Source organism: Arthrobacter sp. P1_B4, assembly GCF_056406555.1.
This window is the reverse complement of record NZ_JBFTZW010000031.1, coordinates 1-17,800: the sequence shown is the minus strand read 5'-3', so window position 1 is coordinate 17,800 and position 17,800 is coordinate 1. Positions and strand designations below refer to the sequence as shown.

Here is a 17,800-nt window from a genome sequence, read left to right as displayed (position 1 = left end):
AACCGCGGCCCCGGCGGCGTTGACTAGACTACTAAGGGCGCCTTACRGCGTCGTGTCCGCCTGCCGCCCGCACAACTGATGCATTAGATCAGAGTGCGGCCGCGCCGGTCACCCTTGTTTCTCAAAAGGAGTTCCGTGTCTTCACATCCGATTCGTGTTGCAATCGTCGGCGTAGGTAACTGCGCCGCTTCGCTGGTCCAGGGCGTCCAGTACTACAAAGATGCCGACCCCAAGGCCACGATCCCGGGCCTGATGCACGTGGAGTTCGGCCAGTACCACGTCGGCGACGTCCAGTTCGTTGCCGCGTTCGACGTCGACGGCAAGAAGGTGGGGCAGGACCTGTCCGACGCCATCCTGGCCAGCGAAAACAACACCATCAAGATTGCCGATGTCCCGCCGACCGGCGTCACGGTCCAGCGCGGCCACACTCTGGACGGCCTGGGCAAGTACTACCTCGAGACCATCGAGCAGTCCCCGGAGGAGCCGGTCGACGTCGTCCAGGCCCTCAAGGACGCCCAGGTTGACGTCATGGTGTGCTACCTGCCGGTCGGTTCCCAGCAGGCCGCCGAGTTCTACGCCCAGTGCGCGATCGATGCCGGCGTGGCGTTCGTCAACGCCCTGCCGGTCTTCCTGGCCGGCACCAAGGAATGGGCGGACAAGTTCACCGCCGCGGGCGTGCCGATCGTGGGCGATGACATCAAGAGCCAGATCGGTGCCACCATCACGCACCGCGTCATGGCCAAGCTGTTCGAGGACCGCGGCGTCACCCTGGACCGCACGTACCAGCTGAACGTCGGCGGCAACATGGACTTCAAGAACATGCTCGAGCGCGACCGCCTGGAGTCCAAGAAGATCTCCAAGACCCAGGCCGTCACCTCCAACGTCGAGGCCGAGCTCGCCGCCAAGGACGTCCACATCGGCCCGTCCGACTACGTCCAGTGGCTCGATGACCGCAAGTGGGCCTTCGTCCGCCTTGAGGGCCGCAACTTCGGCGACGCCCCGGTGTCCCTGGAATACAAGCTCGAAGTCTGGGACTCGCCCAACTCCGCCGGCGTGATCATCGACGCCATCCGTGCCGCCAAGATCGGCCTGGACCGCGGCATCGGCGGCCCGCTGGTCTCGGCGTCGAGCTACTTCATGAAGTCCCCGCCGGAGCAGTTCAACGACGACCTCGCCCGTGAAAAGGTCGAGGCCTTCATCCGCGGCGACCTGGAGCGCTAACCGCCTTCCCTTCCCCGGTTGCCCTGTCACTTAAGGCTCCTAAACCTCTGGTTTGGCCGCTGCAAGTGATAGGGCAACCGGCGTTTAACGGGGACGAAGAGCGGAGCGGACTCTTTGGGCCGCGCCGCGGAAGTCATCCGCAAGATCATCGGCGTTGAACTTGAAGTACCGCCAGCCGGCCGCGTTGAACGATTCGTCGCGTCGATTGTCCCGGGACTGCTGTTCGCGCGTCAGGTGGTGCCCGCCGTCGTACTGGATGGCCACCCGCTGCCGGCGGTAGCCGAGGTCCGCGGCGGGGGAATGGGGGTCTCCCGGCGCAATCCGGAGCTGCAACTCCGGCTCCGGCAACCCGGCCGCGGTCAGCGCCAGGCGCAGGAACGTCTCGGGGGCCGAGTCGGCACCGGGCCGGATGAGTGCCGTCGCTTGGCGTGCTTTCACGATTCCCTTGAGCTTTGGGTGCCGTTTCAGCATCGCGGTCAGCTGGGGAAGTGTGGCCCACGGCTCCGTGCGGACCTCCAGATCAGGGCGTGGCCGGCGCACGAGTTGGTCGCCCACTGCAACGAGATCGTCCAGCGGCAGGATGCGGGCAAGGTCCAGCCAGGTCCGGGCGGGTGTTGAAATGCGGATGCCGTCCAGAATCATCAGCTCGTCGTCGAACGCAAGGACGGTGTGCCCGACCACGCCCTCACGCCGGACCGGCGGCAGGGCCCTGCGTTTGCTGAGATGCAGTTCGCGGCAGCCGCGGTACCAGGATGGGAGCCACAGTCCCAGCAGTACTGCGGCAGTGAGGTGCGAAATCCACGCGCCCGGCGTCGCGGCCGACAGGGCACGGGCCAGGCTTCGGAGTTCAAATTCCCAGTCTGTGGGCACATGGATCAGCCGGCCCGCCGAGGTGATGTCGGAGGAACGGAGCCGTGCACTTCCCAGGCTCGCGGCCCGCGCCTCATAGACCGTGAATGGGGCCGCGGAAAGGTGGGCCGGCAGGGGTGCTGGTGGGTGCATGCGGACCATTCTTGTCCGAACCCCATGTCCCCGCTCCGGTTATCCACAGACCCCCGTTACGCTATCACTTGGAGCGGTCAAAGGGCCGGAATGGCAGCCCAAAGTGATAGATCAACGGGGGCGTTAGAAGAGGCCGACCGGGTTGCCGGCGTCGTCGACGTCCATCCGCATCGCTGCCGGCACCTTGGGCAGGCCCGGCATGGTCATCACGGCGCCGGTGAGCGCCACGATGAAGCCCGCACCGGTCTTGGGGATGAGGTCCCGGACGTGGATGGTGAAGCCCTTGGGCGCACCGAGCCGGGTGGCGTCGTCGGTGAAGGAGTACTGGGTCTTCGCCATGCACACCGGCATCCCGGACCAGCCGTTCTTCTCGATCTCGGCCAGCCGTTTGAGCGCGGGCACGGAGAAGTCCACGCCGTCGGCGCCGTAGATCTCCTGCACGATGGTCCGGATCTTGTCCTCCACGGACATCTCCAGCGGGTACAGGTGCCGAAAGCCGTGCGGGGCGTCGATCGCGGCCGCCACCTTCGCCGCGAGCTCGTCGCCGCCGTCGCCGCCACCGCCGCGGCCCCACACATCGGCCACCGCGGCCTGGACACCCTCCGCGGCGCACCACTGAAGCAGCCAGTCCAGCTCCTCCGCGGTGTCCGTGGCGAATTTGTTGACCGCCACGACCGGGGTGATGCCGAACTTCTCGACGTTCCGGATGTGGCGCCGCAGATTGGCCACGCCGGCGGCCAGCGCCTCCACGTTGGGCTCCTTGAGCAGGTCTTTCGGCACGCCGCCGTGCATCTTGAGCGCCCGGACGGTGGCCACGAGGACGACGGCGGACGGGGCGACGTCGGCCATCCGCGCCTTGATGTCCATGTACTTTTCGGCGCCGAGGTCCGCGCCGAACCCCGCCTCGGTGATGACGATGTCCGCAAGGCGGCGGGCAGTCTGCGTGGCGATGAGGGAGTTGCAGCCGTGGGCGATGTTGGCGAAGGGCCCGCCGTGCACCAGCGCCGGGGTGCCGGCGATGGTCTGCACGAGGTTGGGTTTGATCGCGTCCTTGAGCAGCATGGTCAGGGCGCCCTGGACGCCTAGGTCGGCCACGGTGACGGGCCGGCGGTCGTAGGTGTAGCCGAACGTGATCCGGCCGAGCCGGTCGCGCAGATCGTTCAGGTCCGTGGCGAGGCAGAACACGGCCATGATCTCCGAGGCCACGGTGATGTCGAAGCCGTCCTGCCGCGGCGTGCCCTGGGCGGGCCCGCCGAGGCCGATCACGACCTCCCGGAGGGACCGGTCGTTCATGTCCAGGACGCGCTTGAACGTCATCCGGCGCGGATCGATGTTGAGCTCGTTGCCCTGGAAGATGTGGTTGTCCACGAGGGCCATGAGGGCGTTGTTCGCCGAGGTGATGGCGTGGAAATCGCCCGTGAAGTGCAGGTTGATCTGGTCCATCGGCAGCACCTGGGAGTAGCCGCCGCCGGTCGCGCCGCCCTTCATGCCCAGGATGGGGCCGAGGGAGGGTTCGCGCAGCGCGATCATCACGCTGTGCCCGGCCCGGGCCAGGGAATCCGCGAGCCCCACCGTCGTGGTGGATTTGCCTTCGCCGGCGGGGGTGGGCGACATCGCGGAGACCAGCACCACCTTGCCGGGCGCGCGCACGGGGGCGCCGGCCGCAACGGTCAGCTTCGCAGGATCGATCTTGGCCTTGTAGGGTCCGTAGAGCTCCAGCGCGTCCGGGGTGATGCCGGCGGCCGCCGCAATCTCCCCGATCGGCTTCATGACTGCCCGCTGGGCAATTTCCAGGTCGCTGGGGACGTTGTTCCCGGCAGTGGTGGTCTCAGACATCGTTGTCCTTCGGCTCGTGGCGTCGGCGGGTTTGTCCCGGTCCGGTGTTGCCGGGCGGGGTTGGAGCGGTCGGGGTGGGTGGATCCGGTTCAGGGTGTGTGGCCCACCGGGATGGTCAGGCTTCCAAAATACTGGCTCACGGCGGTGTGGTAGCTCTCCAGCGTAATCGCGGCGGTGCGTTGCCAGCCGAACTCCTGGGCATGGATCGCGGCGGCGCGCCCCATGTCGGTGCGGGTTTGGGTGTCGTCGAAGAGCGACTCGAGGGCATCCGCCCAGTCGCTGGCCTTGTGGCCCTCGATCAGCATCCCGGTCCGTCCGTCCTGGACGGCGCGGGAGAGGCCGCCGACTTTCGTGGCGAGGACCGGCGTCCCGCAGGCCTGCGCCTCCAGCGCCACCAGGCCGAAGGACTCGCTGTAGGAGGGCATCACCACGACGTCGGCGGAGCGGTACCAGCCGGCCAGTTCCGGGGCGTTCACCGGCGGGTGGTGGGTGGCGACGTCGTCCATTCCGGCGGCGCTGATCAGCGTCTTGAGGTTGAAGTCCTTGGCGCCGCTGACGGCCCCCAGGATGGTCAGCTGCAGGTCGATGTCCGGGCGCCGGGAGCGCAGGAGCGCCGCCGCCTTGATCAGGATCTGCGGGCCCTTGAGCCGCTGGATCCGGCCCGCGAACAGCAGATGGAACTTGCCCGGGGCGATGCCGTGCTGGGCCCTGGCCCGGTTCCTGAAGGCCGGCGTGAAGACGGCCAGGTCCACGCCGGGCGGCGCGACGTCAATGTGGTCGATGTCGGCGTTGTAGTGCGAGACCAGCTCGGCCGCTTCGGTGCCGGTATTGGCGATCAGCCGGGTGGCGCCGTCGACAATCCGGTGCTCGCCGTCCTCACGCCGCCGTGGCTCGGGCTGTTCGCCGGACTCGAGGAGCTGGTTCTTGACCTTCGCCATCGTGTGCATGGTGTGGACGAGGGGCAGCCGCCACAGCTCCGCGAGCTCCAGCCCGGCCACCCCGGAGACCCAGTAGTGGGAATGGATGACGTCATACCGGCCGTGCGGCTGGAGCTGGCGGATCCGGTTGATCTCGGCGACCATGCTGTGCAGCAGCCCCGGAAGTTCCTCCTTCGGCAGCTTCCGGGGCGGGCCGGCGAGGACGTTGTGCACGCACACGCCCGGGGACGGGTGTTCGACGGCGGGCTGCGTGGCCGAGGTGGACCGGGTGAAGATCTCCACTTCCACGCCGGTTTCGGCGAGGGCCGCTGCCAGCGCCCGGACGTACACGTTCATGCCGCCGGCGTCACCGGAGCCGGGCTGTTCCATGGGCGAGGTGTGCAGGGAAAGGAAGGCGACGCGGCGGATCAGCGACACGGTTCCCCTTTCCTCTGCCCATTTCTTTCTGCCCAATACATGTCGATAAAACTTTACTCCTGAAGTGCCTGCCGGTTCACGGGCCCGCAGGCTCGGTCCGCAGACCAGGGCGTGCTGCTAACGTGGCCGCTGTGAACACAACGACAGGACAAGGACCTGCAGCCGGCTGGACCATCCGGGAGGCTGGCCCGGAGGACTGGCCGGGCATCTGGGCGATCCTGGAACCCGTCATCCGGGCCGGGGAGACTTTTACCTGGGACGGGGACACGGCCGAGGACGAGGCCCGCGCACGCTGGTTCAAGCAGGCGCCGGGCCGGACGTTCGTCGCGGTTGCCTCCGACACCGGCGCGATCCTTGGAACCGGCGAGCTGCACGCCAACCAGGGCGGCGGCGGCAGCCATGTGGCCAACGCGGGTTACATGGTCCACCCGGCCCAGGCCGGCCGCGGACTGGCCCGGGCTCTCTGCGCCTATTCGCTCGACGCCGCGCGCGACGCCGGTTTCCGGGCCATGCAGTTCAACGCCGTGGTGGAAAGCAATGTCCGGGCCGTGGCCGCGTGGAAATCCATGGGCTTCGAGGTGCTCGCGACCATTCCCGAGGCGTTCAACCACCCTGAACTGGGCTACGTGGGCCTGCACGTGATGTACCGAAAGCTCTAGGGTTGCCGGCCCGGTGCCGCGGGACGCTGATGTTGGCGGGCCGTTAAGGCCCACGGGCAGCTACGGCCCGCCGTGCCAGAGACGGCCCAGTTCCGGGAACGCTGCTTCATAGCCGGCCAGCAGTTTTCCGGCGAGGTCATCCGAATCCACGAGCGGATGCCTGGCGAACGCGGCGAGGGCCGCCTCCCGCCGGCCGGTCGTCGCCGCCTCCACCACGAGCCGTTCGACGTCCTTGACGCGCCGCAGCAGCTCCAGTTGCGCCGGTCCCGGACGGTCCTGCGGGACCGGCCCGGCGCCGTCGGGCGTCACCCGGCACGGAACTTCGACGACGGCGTCGGCCGGCAGCCCCGGGACAGCCGGCACCACCTGCGCGCCGGATCCGGCGCTGCCCGCTTCCGGACCCGCGGACCCGGCGGTGGTGACGGCGTTGAGCGTGTTGAGGATCAGGTCCGCCACGCCGCCGCCGGAGAGGGCGCGCATGGCCGCCAGCGCCACCCGCTCGTAGCCGCCGCCGGCGAGGTCGGTCTCGTCGCGGCGTTCGCCCGAGGTACGGGCCTCCGCGAGGTAGCCCTCCTCGCGGGACCGGCGGGCATCCTCCCACAGCGCAAAAGCCTCGGCTCCGGCGGCAGTCAGCCGGGGATAGAGCTCGGCCTGCTGCCGGGCGATCGATTCCCCCCGGGTCTGACCTGCGGCGCGCGTGCCGGCCACGGCCCGAACTGTGTCGTAGTAGTAGAAAAGATATTCATTCGGCAGGCAGCCAAGGCTGGCCAGCAACCCGGGGGAGAACAGCCGGCCTTCCTCGAATTCCGACAGCGCCGCAGGGTTCGCGAGCAGTGCCGGGAGGGCGTCCCGGCCCCCGGCTTCCAGCCGGTACAGCCAGCCGAGGTGGTTCAGGCCGTAGTAGCCCACGCCGTCGAGCGTGCCCTCGGGCAGCGCGACGCCGGCGGCCCGCGCCGCGCGGTGCACCAGGCCGCTGGCGGAGTCGCAAATCCCGATCACCTTGGGGCCGAGCACCGGGACCAGGGCCTCCGTGACCATGCCGGCGGGGTTGGTGAAGTTGAGCAGCCACGCCCCGGGGCAGCGGCTCCGCATTTCCTCTGCGAGCCGCAGCATCGGCGGAATGGAGCGCAGCGCGTAGGAGATCCCGCCGGCGCCGGTGGTTTCCTGGCCCAGGAGTCCGAGGTCCAGGGCGATCCGCTCGTCGGCGGTCCGGCCGGCGGTGCCGCCGGACCGGATGGCGGCGAAGACCATGTCGGCGCCGTCCAAGGCCTCGGGGAGCGAGGACACGGCACGGATCTGCGGGCCGGAACCCGGCGGGCCCTGCCGGGCGAGGGAGGCCAGGACTGCCTCGATGGCCGCCAGCCTGGCGGGGTCGACGTCGTAGAGCACCAGCTCCCGCACCAGCCCTGCGAAAGGCCCGGCAGAGAGCGCCCGGTAGACCAGGGGGACGCGGAAGCCGCCCCCGCCGGCGATCGTGAGCCGCATGCGGACAGTCTATTCCCCGTCTTGTTCCCCGCCGGTTTGGGCCCCGCTTTCCCCTGGTATCCCTCGACGGCGGTACGGCGTAATGTGCCGTATATGGACGCGACCCCGGCGCGGAGATTTGATCCGCTCTCTGCCGTCCGCAGCCCGGCCGCGGACGGATTCGACCTGCTCCTGACCGGGACCGTGTTCCAGGACATCATCTTCACCGGGCTGCCCCACGCGCCGCAGCCCGGCACGGAAATCTGGAGCGACGGGATGGGCAGCTGCCCCGGGGGCGTCGCCAATCAGGCCATCGCCGCCTCCCGGCTGGGACTGCGGACCGGTCTTGCCGCCGTGTTCGGCGATGACGGCTACGGTGACTACAACTGGAAGATTCTGGCCGCCCAGGAACACGTGGACCTGTCCCTGTCCCGGCGTGTTCCAGGCTGGCATTCGCCCGTCACCGTGTCCTTGAGCGTGGAGAAGGACCGGTCCATGGTGACGCACGGGCACCCGGCGCCGGTGACTTCCACCGAGCTGGTCGGATGCCCGCCGCCGGCGCTCGCAGCCGTTGCGGAGCTGGGGGAGGAGCTCGAACCGTGGGCTGTCGACGCGCACAAGAACGGCGTCCAGCTGTTCGGCGATGTCGGCTGGGACCCCACCGGCGCGTGGTCCTCGACCCGGCTGGACCACCTGAAGTATTTCCACGCTTTCATGCCGAACCAGCACGAGGCCATGAACTTCACGGGCTGCGACGACCCCTGGTCCGCCCTGTACTCGCTTGCGGACCGGGTTCCGGTGGCGGTGGTCACCCTCGGCGCCCAGGGATCCATGGCCGTGGATTCGGAAACGGGGGAGGAGGAGTGGGTCCCGTCCCTGCCGGTCCGGGCCTACGATCCCACCGGCGCCGGTGACTGCTTCGGTGCGGCCTTCATTGTCGGCTCCTTGGCCTGCTGGCCGCTGGGAGACCGTCTCCGCTTCGCCAATCTGTGCGCCGCCCTGGCCGTCCAGGAGGTGGGCGGCTCGCTGGCGGCGCCCGGCTGGGGCGACATTGCCGACTGGTGGCAGCGGGCCAACGCCCGGAAGGAACGGCAAAGCAGCCAATGGCTTCGCCGCTACCGCTTCCTGGAAGAGATCGTGCACGACGTCCCGCCTGAGGCGCAGCGGCGCGCGACGGCGACCATCGCCCACCAGTCCGACGCGTAGACGGGCGGGCGCGGCTGGGCTTTCGTGGCTGGCACCAGTGGGCATGTCCTCCGCTGGGGCCGGGGCGTGGGCATGGACCCGTAGTGCGCGGCCTTGGGCGTGAAGATTGGGCATGTCCCGCGGTGGGGGTCCGGCCGGATTCGTGGCTGGCACCAGTGGGCATGTCCTCCGGTGGGGTCTTGGCGTGGGCATGGACCCGTTGTGCGCGGCCGTGGGTGTGAAGATTGGGCATGTCCCGCGGTGGGGGTCCGGCCGGATTCGTGGCACCACTGGACATGTCCTCCGCTGGGGCCGGGGCGTGGGCATGGACCCGTTCTGCGTGGCCGTGGGTGCGAAAAATGGGCATGTCCCGCGGGGAAGAATGGGCATGTCCAGCGGTGGCCGGGCCCGCCCGATTATTCGGCCCGCAGCGCCGCGCCTAGAATCGTTAGGTGACTTACCAAGCAGCAACAGGCGATCTCCTGCCCGGTTCGGCGGCAGTGCCGGCCCACGCTGAGGAGCGCTCAGCCGTAATCGATCTCGACGCCATCCGGCACAACGTCCGCCGTATCGCAGCGGTGGCCTCACCCGCGCAGGTAATGGCCGTGGTCAAGGCCGACGCCTACGGGCACGGCGCCGTCCACGTGGCCCGCGCGGCCCTCGGCGCGGGGGCCAGTTGGCTTGGCGTCGCCCACATCTCCGAGGCCCTCGCCCTGCGCGCCGCCGGGATTGAGGCGCCGCTGCTGGCCTGGCTGCACACCCCGGACAGCAACTTCGCCGCCGCAGTGGCCGCAGGAATCGACATCGGCTGCTCGGGCTGGGAACTGGACCGGATCGTGGCCGCGGCCCGCGAGCAGGAACGGCCCGCCCGCGTCCACCTGAAGGTCGACACCGGGCTCGGCCGCAACGGCGCCACCCTCGATGCCTGGGACAGCCTGGTCGGCGAAGCCATGGAACACCAGGACCAGGGCCTGCTCCGGGTCGTGGGGATCTTCTCCCACCTGGCCGTCGCCGACGAACCCGAACGGCCCGAAACCGACGAGCAGCTCGCCGCGTTCCGCCAGGTCCTCGCCGTCGCCCAGGACGCCGGCGTGGACCCCGAGGTCCGCCACCTCGCCAACACCCCGGCCACCCTCTCCCGGCCGGACACCCACTTTGACCTGGTCCGCGTGGGGCTGGGCCTGTACGGGCTGTCGCCGTTCGAAGGGCAAAGTCCGGCCGAGCTCGGGCTGCGCCCGGCCATGACGGTCCGCACGGTGGTCTCGCACTGCAAGGACGTGCCCGCCGGGCAGGGCGTTTCCTACGGGCTGAACTACCGCACGGACGGCGTCAGCACCCTCGGGCTCATCCCGCTGGGCTACGCCGACGGCGTGCCGCGCATCGCCACGGGTGGCCCCGTCCGGGTCGAGGGCGTGAACTATCCGGTAGTGGGCCGCATTGCGATGGACCAGATGGTGATCGACCTCGGACCCCGCCACGTGGCGGCTGGAGGCCCGAGCATCCTCGGCGCCGAGGCAGTGCTGTTTGGCGACGGCGCCGACGGCGGACCCACAGCCGATGACTGGGCCAAGGCCGCCGGTACCAACAACTACGAGATCGTCACCAGGATCAGCCCCCGCGTGCCGCGCCGCTACCTGAACGAAGAGCCCTCCACCGGCGAAGAGCGGCCGTGAGCGCGCCCGCGTGGGAACGGAGCCTTGAGGTCCACACGGCGGCGCAGACGCATGCGCTCGCCGCGGCCCTCGGCGCCGTGCTGGAAACCGGCGATCTGCTGGTCCTGACCGGCGAACTGGGTGCCGGCAAGACCACGTTCACGCAGGGGCTGGGGGAGGGCCTGGGAGTGCGGGCCGGCATCATCTCGCCGACCTTTGTCCTGGTGCGCATCCACCCCAACCTGCCCGGAGGACCCCGGCCGGGCGGACCGGACCTGGTGCATGTGGACGCCTACCGGCTGGAGTCGGCCGCTGAAATCGACGACATCGATCTTGAAAACACCATGGACAGCGCCGTGACGGTGGTCGAGTGGGGCCGCGGCCGGGTTGAGCACCTCAGCGACAGCCGGCTGGAGGTCGAACTCCACCGCACCCTCGGAGGCGCCGCCGCTTCCGCCGAAACCCCCGAAACCCCAGCCGAAACCGGCGCCAGTCCCGTTCTGGATTTCGACACGGACGACGACGACGAACCGCGGACCGTCGTGATCCGCGGCTTCGGCCCGCGCTGGGCCGAAGCGCCGACGCTGCCCGGCGCCGAGACCATGCCCGGCGCCGGGCCCCTGCCCGGGACCACGCCCCAGACCCCGGAACGGAATCCCTGATGCTGATCCTCGCCATCGACACCTCAGCTGTCGCCAGCGCCGCCCTGGTCTCCGATGATGCGCCGGAATCCGTGCTCGCCAGCTTCGCCACCGAGGACACGCGCACCCACGCGGAGGTCCTGGCCCCGGGGATCGACGGGCTCCTGGCTGAGGCCGGCGTCAGCGGGCACGACGTCGACGCTATCGTCACCGGCGTCGGCCCCGGCCCGTTCACGGGGCTGCGCTCCGGGATCGTCACGGCCCGCACCCTCGCTTTTGTCTGGGGCAAGCCGCTGTACGGCGTCATGAGCCTGGACGCGATCGCCCTGGAAGTAGCCGAATCCACCGACTCGGCAGCGGAGTTCATTGTCGCCACCGATGCGCGCCGCAAGGAAGTGTACTGGGCCCGGTACACCCTCTCCGATGCCCAGCTGCCGCATCTGGAGGACGGCCCGCACGTGGGATTCGCCGCGGACCTGCCGGATCTGCCCGTCTACGGTGCCGGGGCAGGAATCTACTCCGACGCCGTCAAGGCGGTCGCGGAATTCAGCACCCGCCAGCCGGAGGCCCTCTCGCTCGGCCAGTTCGCACTCGCCCGGCTCTCCGCGGGGGAACAGCTCCTGGACTCCACCCCCCTGTACCTGCGCGAATCCGACGCCCAGGTGCCCGGACCCCGGAAGCGTGCCCTGTGAGCGCGGAGCGAGCCGTCCGGCTGCCCGGCGGGGTCACCCTGCGGGACATGGACGCCGCGGACGTCCCCGCCATCCACGCCCTGGAACTCCGGCTCTTTCCCGTGGATGCCTGGCCGCTGCAGATGTTCCACGACGAGCTGGCGCAGGCGGATACCCGCCGCTACCTCGTGGCGGAAGTCCACGGCGGGATCGTGGGCTATGCCGGGCTCATGTGCATCGAACCGATCTCGGACGTCCAGACCATCGCCGTGGTGCCGGAGCAGGAAGGCAAGGGCATCGGCTCTGCCCTGCTCACCGAGCTGATCGCGGAAAGCCGGCGCCGGCACGCCCAGGACGTGCTGCTCGAGGTCAGGGCGGACAACCCCCGGGCCCAGCAGCTCTACCTGCGCTTCGGCTTCGAACAGATCCACGTCCGGCCCCGCTACTACCGCGACGGCGTCGACGCCCTGATCATGCGGCTCCAGCTGCCCCGTGAACCGCTCAGCCCCCAGCCAACGGAAGCAGGCCGACCATGAACCGCACCCAGCCGCTCGTGCTCGGCATTGAGTCCTCGTGCGACGAAACCGGTGTCGGCATCGTCCGGGGGACCACCCTGCTGACGAACACCGTCTCGTCCTCCATGGACGAACACGTCCGCTTCGGCGGAGTGATCCCCGAGATCGCCTCCCGCGCCCACCTCGACGCGTTCGTCCCCACCCTCGAGGAGGCCCTCGCGGAGGCGGGAGTGACGCTCGCGGACATCGACGCGATCGCCGTCACCTCCGGGCCGGGCCTGGCAGGTGCCCTCATGGTGGGGGTATGCGCGGCCAAGGCGCTCGCCGTCGCCACCGGCAAACCGCTCTACGCCATCAACCACCTGGTGGCGCATGTCGGCGTCGGGCTCCTGCAGCAGGGCGCCGGCGCGCCGTCGCCGCAAACAACGCCGCACGCCCTGCCGGAGAATATGGGCGCGCTCCTGGTCTCCGGCGGCCACACCGAGATCCTGCGGATCCGGAGCATCACGGACGACGTCGAGCTGCTGGGCTCCACGATCGATGACGCCGCCGGCGAAGCGTATGACAAGGTGGCACGGCTCCTGGGCCTGGGCTACCCGGGCGGCCCGGCCATCGACAAGCTCGCGCGCACGGGCAACGCCAAAGCCATCCGGTTCCCGCGCGGGCTCACACAGCCCAAGTACATGGGGACCGCCGAGGAACCCGGACCGCACCGCTACGACTGGTCCTTCAGCGGGCTCAAGACCGCCGTCGCCCGCTGCGTGGAGCAGTTCGAGGCCCGTGGCGAGGAGGTGCCCGTGGCAGACATCGCCGCGGCCTTCCAGGAAGCCGTGGTGGATGTCATCACCGCCAAGGCGGTGCTCGCCTGCCGCGAAAACGGCATCACGGAGGTCCTCCTGGGTGGCGGGGTCGCCGCCAACTCGCGGCTGCGCCAGCTCACCGAACAACGCTGCAGTGCGGCCGGCATCCGGCTGACGGTGCCGCCGTTGCCGCTGTGCACGGACAACGGCGCCATGGTGGCCGCGCTCGGGGCGCAACTGGTGATGGCCGGCGTGCAACCGAGCGGGATCGGCTTTGCCCCGGATTCCTCAATGCCGGTCACGACCGTCTCCGCCTGAGGCCACAGCCTGAGGCTTCGTCCGCGTGAAGCTAGGACGGCCTGGGGCTCCGGCCGCCTGCGTGGTGGCTGTTGGGCGCCGGAGCTAGGCGTCCGGGCCCTGGCGCATCTGCTTGAGCAGGTCCAGGACGACGGCGCGCAGGTCCCCGCCGTGCTCGGCGGCGACCCGGCGCTGCCGCTGGTAGCCGGCGCCGCGCTCGATGATCTTCTCGACGTCGGCCAGTTCGGCGCTGCAGCCCAGCTTCGCCGCCACCGGCTCAAGCCGCTTGAGCGTCTCGCGCAGGTGCTCCGTTACGAGCTGCTCGTTGCCGTCGGCGTCGAGGATGATGATCGCGTCCAAGCCATACCGGGCCGCGCGCCACTTGTTTTCCTGCACGTGCCACGGGGGCATCGTGGGAATGGTGCCGCCGTTTTCCAGCGTGGTGGAAAATTCGTCGACAAGGCACTGCGTCAGCGCCGCGATCGCCCCGACGTCCTCGAGGGTCGCCAGGCCGTCGCAAATGCGCATCTCGATGGTGCCAAGCGCCGGAACGGGGCGGATGTCCCACCGGATCTCGGAGAGCGTGTCAATCACGCCGGTGGTGAACATGTCCTGGACGTAGGACTCGTAGTCCTCCCAGCTGGCGAACTGGAACGGCAGCCCGGCGGTGGGCAGCTGCTGGAACATGAGGGCGCGGTGCGAGGCGTATCCGGTGTCCTCGCCGCCCCAAAACGGGCTGGACGCGGAGAGCGCCTGGAAGTGCGGGAAGTAGTTGACCAGGCCGTCCAGCACCGGAAGGACCTTGTCCCGGCTGTCCAGTCCGACGTGCACATGGACGCCGTAAATGACCATCTGCCGGCCCCACCACTGGGTCCGGTCAATGAGCTTGGCGTAGCGTGCCTTGTCCGTGACGGGCTGCAGCTGGGGCGGGCTGAAGGGGTGACTTCCGGCGCAAAAGATCTCCACGCCCATCGGATCGGTCACGTCCCGGACAGCCGCGAGCGAGCTGCTCAGGTCCGCCTTGGCCTCCGCGACGGTGGTGCAGATGCCGGTGACGAGCTCCACGGTGTTCAGCAGCAGCTCCTGCTTGATGTGCGGGTGCTCGTCGTCCTCATTGAGTTCGGGATGCCGGGCCGCGACGCCGCGCAGCACCTGGTTCGCCACGGAGGCCAGCTCACCGGTCTCGGCGTCGACGAGCGCCAGCTCCCATTCCACGCCAAGAGTCGACTGCCTTGATGAAGCGAACTCGATCTTCATGTGGTCCCTTCACTGTTCTGCTGTCGCTGGCCGTGGTCCTGGCGGGGAAATGCGCTGGCAAACATCCTCGGACATGCCTCTGGACATGGCACCGGCGGTGTCACGTGCAATTTCCCACACACCAGTGCGCCGGCCGGGCGGCCGGCAGGGCTACGGGTGGTCCAAGTCTAGTGCAGGGGCGGCCCCGGGACGGTGTCAAAGTTGCCGCTGGTGCGTGAGTGTATTCACAACATCGCTGGTCAGCGACGGCGCGCGCGGTTGCGCGTTGGGCTGCGGGTAGCCGGAGCGATCCTGGCGTTTAATGGAGCTGTGCCCATTCTGAACAAAGACATGACCCTGTGTATCTCGCTCTCGGCCCGGCCCAGCAACAACGGGACGCGCTTCCACAACCACCTGTACGAACAGCTGGGCCTGAACTGGATCTACAAGGCCTTTGCCCCCACCGACCTCGCCCAGGCGATCGCCGGGGTGCGCGGCCTCGGCATCCGCGGCTGCGCCGTGTCCATGCCTTACAAGGAGGACGTGATCGCCCTCGTTGACGTCATGGACCCGTCGGCGAAGGCCATCGACTCGGTCAACACCATCGTCAACGACGGAGGCCGGCTCACGGCGTACAACACCGACTACACCGCAATTGAGCAGCTCCTGCAGAGCAATGCAGTCCCCACGGACTACTCGGTGCTGGTCCTGGGCGCCGGCGGCATGGCTAAGGCCACCGTGGCCGCGCTGCGGGATGCCGGGTTCAAGGACGTGACCGTCGTGGCCCGCAACGAGGGCCCCGGCCGCGCCCTGGCCGAACAGTACGGCTTCGCCTGGCGCCCGGACCTTGGTTCTGCGGCGTCCGGTACCGGCACGGCGGACATGCTCATCAACGTCACCCCCATCGGGATGGCCGGAGGCCCGGACGCCGCCGCGCTGCCGTTCCCGCAGGAGGCCATCGACGCCGCCAAGGTGGTGTTCGACGTCGTCGCGCTCCCGGCCGAGACACCGCTGATCAAGGCCGGCCGCGCGGTCGGCAAGACCGTGATCACCGGAGCCGAGGTCGCCACGATCCAGGCGCTCGAGCAGTTCGTGCTGTACACCGGCGTCCGGCCGACCGACGAGCAAATCCGGGCAGCCGAGGACTTCACGCGGGCCCAGTAGCCATGTGGCCCACTAGCCCTGTAGCCCAGTTGCCCGGCCGCTTCGCTGAGATCCGGCGGCGGGGCACTGCGCCGGTGGGATCCCGCTGGCGGGGTCCCGCTGGCGGGCTAGACGGGGTCCACCGAGACGGCCACCCGGTCCTCACCGATCCTGGTGAGGACCAGGGTGGCTGCTTTCTTGTCCTTGTGCTTTGCGCTGCCGCCGGGCAGGAGTTGCTTGCGCAGTTCTTCGGGCGTGACAGCCATACCGCGCTTCTTGATGTCCAGGACTCCGATGCCTTGATCCTTGACCCAGGCCTTGAGTGCCTTGACGTTGAACGGCATCACCTCCAGGACCCTGTAGGCCTTGGCGAACGGGGTGTCATGCAGCCCCGGGGCGCAGATGTAGGCGATGTGCTCGTCCACGAGGTGCCCGCCCAGCTGGAGGGCGACGTCGGCCACCAGGCCGGCGCGGATCACCGCGCCGTCGGGCTCGTACAGGTACCCCTCCACGGGTCCCACGGGCGCCACCGGGCCGGCACCGAAGTCCTCGCCGCTGGTGAGCTCAGCGGAACCAAGGGGCCCGAGCACGAGGGCCGCGCGCCGCACCCCGGGACGCCGCACCGCGTTGAACCACAGGGCCACCTCGGTCACGTCCCCGCCCACGGAGACCCACTGCGCCTCGCAGCCGGCCGGCACGGAATCGTGCGGCATGCCCGGTCCCATCTTCACGCCGACGGCGCGGCCGGAGCCGGCGAGTGACTCCACGAAGGACAGCGGCGGGGAGAAATCCTCCGGATCCCAGATCCGTTTGGTACCCGAGGTGGACGTCGTGCGCCGGGCAGGGTCGAGCCAGACGCCGTCGACCCCCTCGAGCGACACCGACGTGGCATCGGAATGGACCACTGTGGCATTGCGGAACGGGATCAGGTTCATCGTGGCGCAGGCGGCTGTGGCCTCGTCCATTTCCACGGCGGTGACCACCAGGTCCAGGGATGCCAGGGCCATGGAGTCCGCCCCGAGCCCGCAGCCGAGATCCGCGACGTGGCCGATCCCGGCCTCCGCGAACCGCTGCGCGTGCCGTGCCGCCACCGTGAGCCGGGTGGCCTGTTCCAGGCCGGCCTTGGTGAAAATCATCTGCCGGGCGAATTCGCCGAATTTGGCCTCGGCCTTGGTCCGCAGCCGGGACTGGGTGAGCACGGCCGAGACCAGCTCGGGGGAGTGGCCGGCCTTGCGCAGCGACGCCGTGAGGCGGAAGGCCTCGTCCTCGCGGTACGGGCCCAACGACGCCAGCAGCTCCCAGCCCTCGGGGGTGAGGATCGGGGCAATATGTTCCTGCGGTGCGTCAGTCATGCCATCCAGCGTAGTTGAGGTCCGCGGGCGCGCTGTGACCGGACGGCGGGGGCTAGGCTTGATGGCATGGAAGACAGCGGCACAGGCGACAGCATCTCAGCGGACACGGCCGGGCAGGACACGGTCGGCAACGATGACGCCGGGCAGGAGCGCCGGCGCCCGCAGGGACTGGCCCGCTACGCAAAACCGGCGCTGATCGCCGGAGCGGTGATCGCCGTCGTGTCCGTCGCACTTTTGGTGATTATCTTCTTCCTCGATTCCTTCAACGCCACCGTGTATTCCGTCGGCGGCAAGAACGTCCAGGACGCCACGGACGAGGCCAGGGCCATCCGCGAGACCTATGCCGCGGCCCGGCTCGGCGGCATCATCTTCCTCATCGCCGGCATTCTGCTGGCCGCCGCCGGCGCCGTGCTGATGTTCCGGCACCGGAATGACGAGGGCCAGAACACGGACGAAGACGACGGCGAGGACGTGGACTTCGACGACCTCGCAGACCAGTAGCCAGCCAGTAGGCGCGCGAATGGGCGGGCTAATGGGCAGGCGCCCGCACCGCCAGGCAGTGCCAACGGCCACGGGCCACGGGACATGCCCAGCCTCCTGCGCCGCGAATGGACATGTCCTCCCCGGTAGCCCGCACCCGTTGGGTATGTCCACCGCTGAGCTTCAAGAGTGGGCATTTCCTCCCGGGTAGCCGACGCTCGTTGGGCATGTCCATCGCTTAGCAGGGGCACAGAGCATGATGCCCAAGTGTCCTCTGGCCGCAACGAAGAA

General features: G+C 69.3%; 16 protein-coding genes. 10 read left to right on the top strand and 6 right to left on the bottom strand.

Going from position 1 to position 17,800, the window contains the following annotated elements:
* Positions 1 to 135 precede the first annotated feature (135 nt).
* Positions 136 to 1,221 carry an inositol-3-phosphate synthase gene (locus tag AC1D1W_RS11855; protein ID WP_018773719.1) on the top strand — a complete coding sequence of 362 codons (1,086 nt, stop codon included), beginning with the start codon at positions 136 to 138 and terminating at the stop codon, positions 1,219 to 1,221.
* A gap of 84 nt (positions 1,222 to 1,305) precedes the next feature.
* Here the strand turns inward: AC1D1W_RS11855 and AC1D1W_RS11850 are convergent, their stop codons facing one another.
* The 3 genes from AC1D1W_RS11850 to mshA all read right to left on the bottom strand — a co-directional run bounded on the left by AC1D1W_RS11850 (position 1,306) and on the right by mshA (position 5,414).
* On the bottom strand, positions 1,306 to 2,223 hold the full coding sequence (locus AC1D1W_RS11850; protein WP_243181050.1) for a DUF559 domain-containing protein: 918 nt from the start codon (positions 2,221 to 2,223) through the stop codon (positions 1,306 to 1,308).
* Between the two features lie 123 nt (positions 2,224 to 2,346).
* Entirely contained in the window at positions 2,347 to 4,059 is a 1,713-nt protein-coding gene (locus AC1D1W_RS11845; protein WP_243181049.1) for a formate--tetrahydrofolate ligase, read from the bottom strand.
* A gap of 89 nt (positions 4,060 to 4,148) precedes the next feature.
* Positions 4,149 to 5,414 carry a D-inositol-3-phosphate glycosyltransferase gene (gene mshA, locus AC1D1W_RS11840; RefSeq protein ID WP_243181048.1) on the bottom strand — a complete coding sequence of 422 codons (1,266 nt, stop codon included), beginning with the start codon at positions 5,412 to 5,414 and terminating at the stop codon, positions 4,149 to 4,151.
* 131 nt (positions 5,415 to 5,545) lie between these two features.
* Between mshA and AC1D1W_RS11835 the strand changes: the two genes are divergently transcribed.
* Positions 5,546 to 6,073, top strand: a complete 528-nt coding sequence (locus AC1D1W_RS11835) for an N-acetyltransferase family protein (protein WP_476943776.1) — start codon at positions 5,546 to 5,548, stop codon at positions 6,071 to 6,073.
* A gap of 60 nt (positions 6,074 to 6,133) precedes the next feature.
* On the opposite strand, the gene AC1D1W_RS11830 is transcribed toward AC1D1W_RS11835, so the two are convergent.
* The gene (locus AC1D1W_RS11830; RefSeq protein ID WP_476943775.1) at positions 6,134 to 7,558 is read right to left on the bottom strand and encodes a family 4 glycosyl hydrolase; all 1,425 of its coding nucleotides are present in this window, start codon (positions 7,556 to 7,558) and stop codon (positions 6,134 to 6,136) included.
* A 93-nt stretch (positions 7,559 to 7,651) separates the two neighbouring features.
* Here AC1D1W_RS11830 and AC1D1W_RS11825 point away from each other — a divergent pair, with 93 nt between their 5' ends.
* From AC1D1W_RS11825 to tsaD, 6 genes are all read left to right on the top strand, one after another.
* The gene (locus tag AC1D1W_RS11825; protein ID WP_243181045.1) at positions 7,652 to 8,743 is read left to right on the top strand and encodes a carbohydrate kinase family protein; all 1,092 of its coding nucleotides are present in this window, start codon (positions 7,652 to 7,654) and stop codon (positions 8,741 to 8,743) included.
* Between the two features lie 431 nt (positions 8,744 to 9,174).
* Positions 9,175 to 10,395 (top strand): alanine racemase, encoded by a 1,221-nt coding sequence (gene alr / locus AC1D1W_RS11820; RefSeq protein ID WP_243181044.1) that lies wholly within the window; start codon positions 9,175 to 9,177, stop codon positions 10,393 to 10,395.
* Complete coding sequence (gene tsaE / locus AC1D1W_RS11815) at positions 10,392 to 11,036, top strand: tRNA (adenosine(37)-N6)-threonylcarbamoyltransferase complex ATPase subunit type 1 TsaE (RefSeq protein ID WP_476943774.1); 645 nt, start codon at positions 10,392 to 10,394, stop codon at positions 11,034 to 11,036. The genes alr and tsaE overlap by 4 nt, the downstream gene beginning before the upstream one ends.
* Entirely contained in the window at positions 11,036 to 11,707 is a 672-nt protein-coding gene (tsaB, locus tag AC1D1W_RS11810) for a tRNA (adenosine(37)-N6)-threonylcarbamoyltransferase complex dimerization subunit type 1 TsaB (protein ID WP_028275754.1), read from the top strand. Before tsaE ends, tsaB begins: the two co-directional genes overlap by 1 nt.
* A 47-nt stretch (positions 11,708 to 11,754) precedes the next feature.
* A complete protein-coding gene (rimI, locus tag AC1D1W_RS11805; protein ID WP_476943782.1) occupies positions 11,755 to 12,222 on the top strand; it encodes a ribosomal protein S18-alanine N-acetyltransferase in 468 nt (155 codons plus the stop codon).
* Positions 12,219 to 13,319 carry a tRNA (adenosine(37)-N6)-threonylcarbamoyltransferase complex transferase subunit TsaD gene (gene tsaD, locus AC1D1W_RS11800; protein WP_476943773.1) on the top strand — a complete coding sequence of 367 codons (1,101 nt, stop codon included), beginning with the start codon at positions 12,219 to 12,221 and terminating at the stop codon, positions 13,317 to 13,319. The genes rimI and tsaD overlap by 4 nt, the downstream gene beginning before the upstream one ends.
* 84 nt (positions 13,320 to 13,403) lie before the next feature.
* Here the strand turns inward: tsaD and AC1D1W_RS11795 are convergent, their stop codons facing one another.
* A complete protein-coding gene (locus AC1D1W_RS11795) occupies positions 13,404 to 14,555 on the bottom strand; it encodes a glutamate--cysteine ligase (protein ID WP_476943772.1) in 1,152 nt (383 codons plus the stop codon).
* A 309-nt stretch (positions 14,556 to 14,864) separates the two neighbouring features.
* Between AC1D1W_RS11795 and AC1D1W_RS11790 the strand changes: the two genes are divergently transcribed.
* On the top strand, positions 14,865 to 15,698 hold the full coding sequence (locus AC1D1W_RS11790; protein WP_476943771.1) for a shikimate 5-dehydrogenase: 834 nt from the start codon (positions 14,865 to 14,867) through the stop codon (positions 15,696 to 15,698).
* 107 nt (positions 15,699 to 15,805) lie between these two features.
* On the opposite strand, the gene AC1D1W_RS11785 is transcribed toward AC1D1W_RS11790, so the two are convergent.
* Positions 15,806 to 17,029, bottom strand: a complete 1,224-nt coding sequence (locus AC1D1W_RS11785; RefSeq protein ID WP_243181039.1) for a class I SAM-dependent methyltransferase — start codon at positions 17,027 to 17,029, stop codon at positions 15,806 to 15,808.
* Between the two features lie 66 nt (positions 17,030 to 17,095).
* Here AC1D1W_RS11785 and AC1D1W_RS11780 point away from each other — a divergent pair, with 66 nt between their 5' ends.
* Positions 17,096 to 17,530 (top strand): hypothetical protein, encoded by a 435-nt coding sequence (locus AC1D1W_RS11780; protein ID WP_028275748.1) that lies wholly within the window; start codon positions 17,096 to 17,098, stop codon positions 17,528 to 17,530.
* The last annotated feature ends 270 nt before the right edge of the window (positions 17,531 to 17,800 follow it).

Coding starts and splice junctions, on each gene's coding strand:
- AC1D1W_RS11850 (WP_243181050.1), bottom strand. CDS start 2,223: ATGCACCCACCAGCACCCCTGCCGGCCCACCTTTCCGCGGCCCCATTC.
- AC1D1W_RS11845 (WP_243181049.1), bottom strand. CDS start 4,059: ATGTCTGAGACCACCACTGCCGGGAACAACGTCCCCAGCGACCTGGAA.
- AC1D1W_RS11830 (WP_476943775.1), bottom strand. CDS start 7,558: ATGCGGCTCACGATCGCCGGCGGGGGCGGCTTCCGCGTCCCCCTGGTC.
- AC1D1W_RS11825 (WP_243181045.1), top strand. CDS start 7,652: ATGGACGCGACCCCGGCGCGGAGATTTGATCCGCTCTCTGCCGTCCGC.
- tsaB (WP_028275754.1), top strand. CDS start 11,036: ATGCTGATCCTCGCCATCGACACCTCAGCTGTCGCCAGCGCCGCCCTG.
- rimI (WP_476943782.1), top strand. CDS start 11,755: ATGGACGCCGCGGACGTCCCCGCCATCCACGCCCTGGAACTCCGGCTC.
- tsaD (WP_476943773.1), top strand. CDS start 12,219: ATGAACCGCACCCAGCCGCTCGTGCTCGGCATTGAGTCCTCGTGCGAC.
- AC1D1W_RS11795 (WP_476943772.1), bottom strand. CDS start 14,555: ATGAAGATCGAGTTCGCTTCATCAAGGCAGTCGACTCTTGGCGTGGAA.
- AC1D1W_RS11785 (WP_243181039.1), bottom strand. CDS start 17,029: ATGACTGACGCACCGCAGGAACATATTGCCCCGATCCTCACCCCCGAG.
- AC1D1W_RS11780 (WP_028275748.1), top strand. CDS start 17,096: ATGGAAGACAGCGGCACAGGCGACAGCATCTCAGCGGACACGGCCGGG.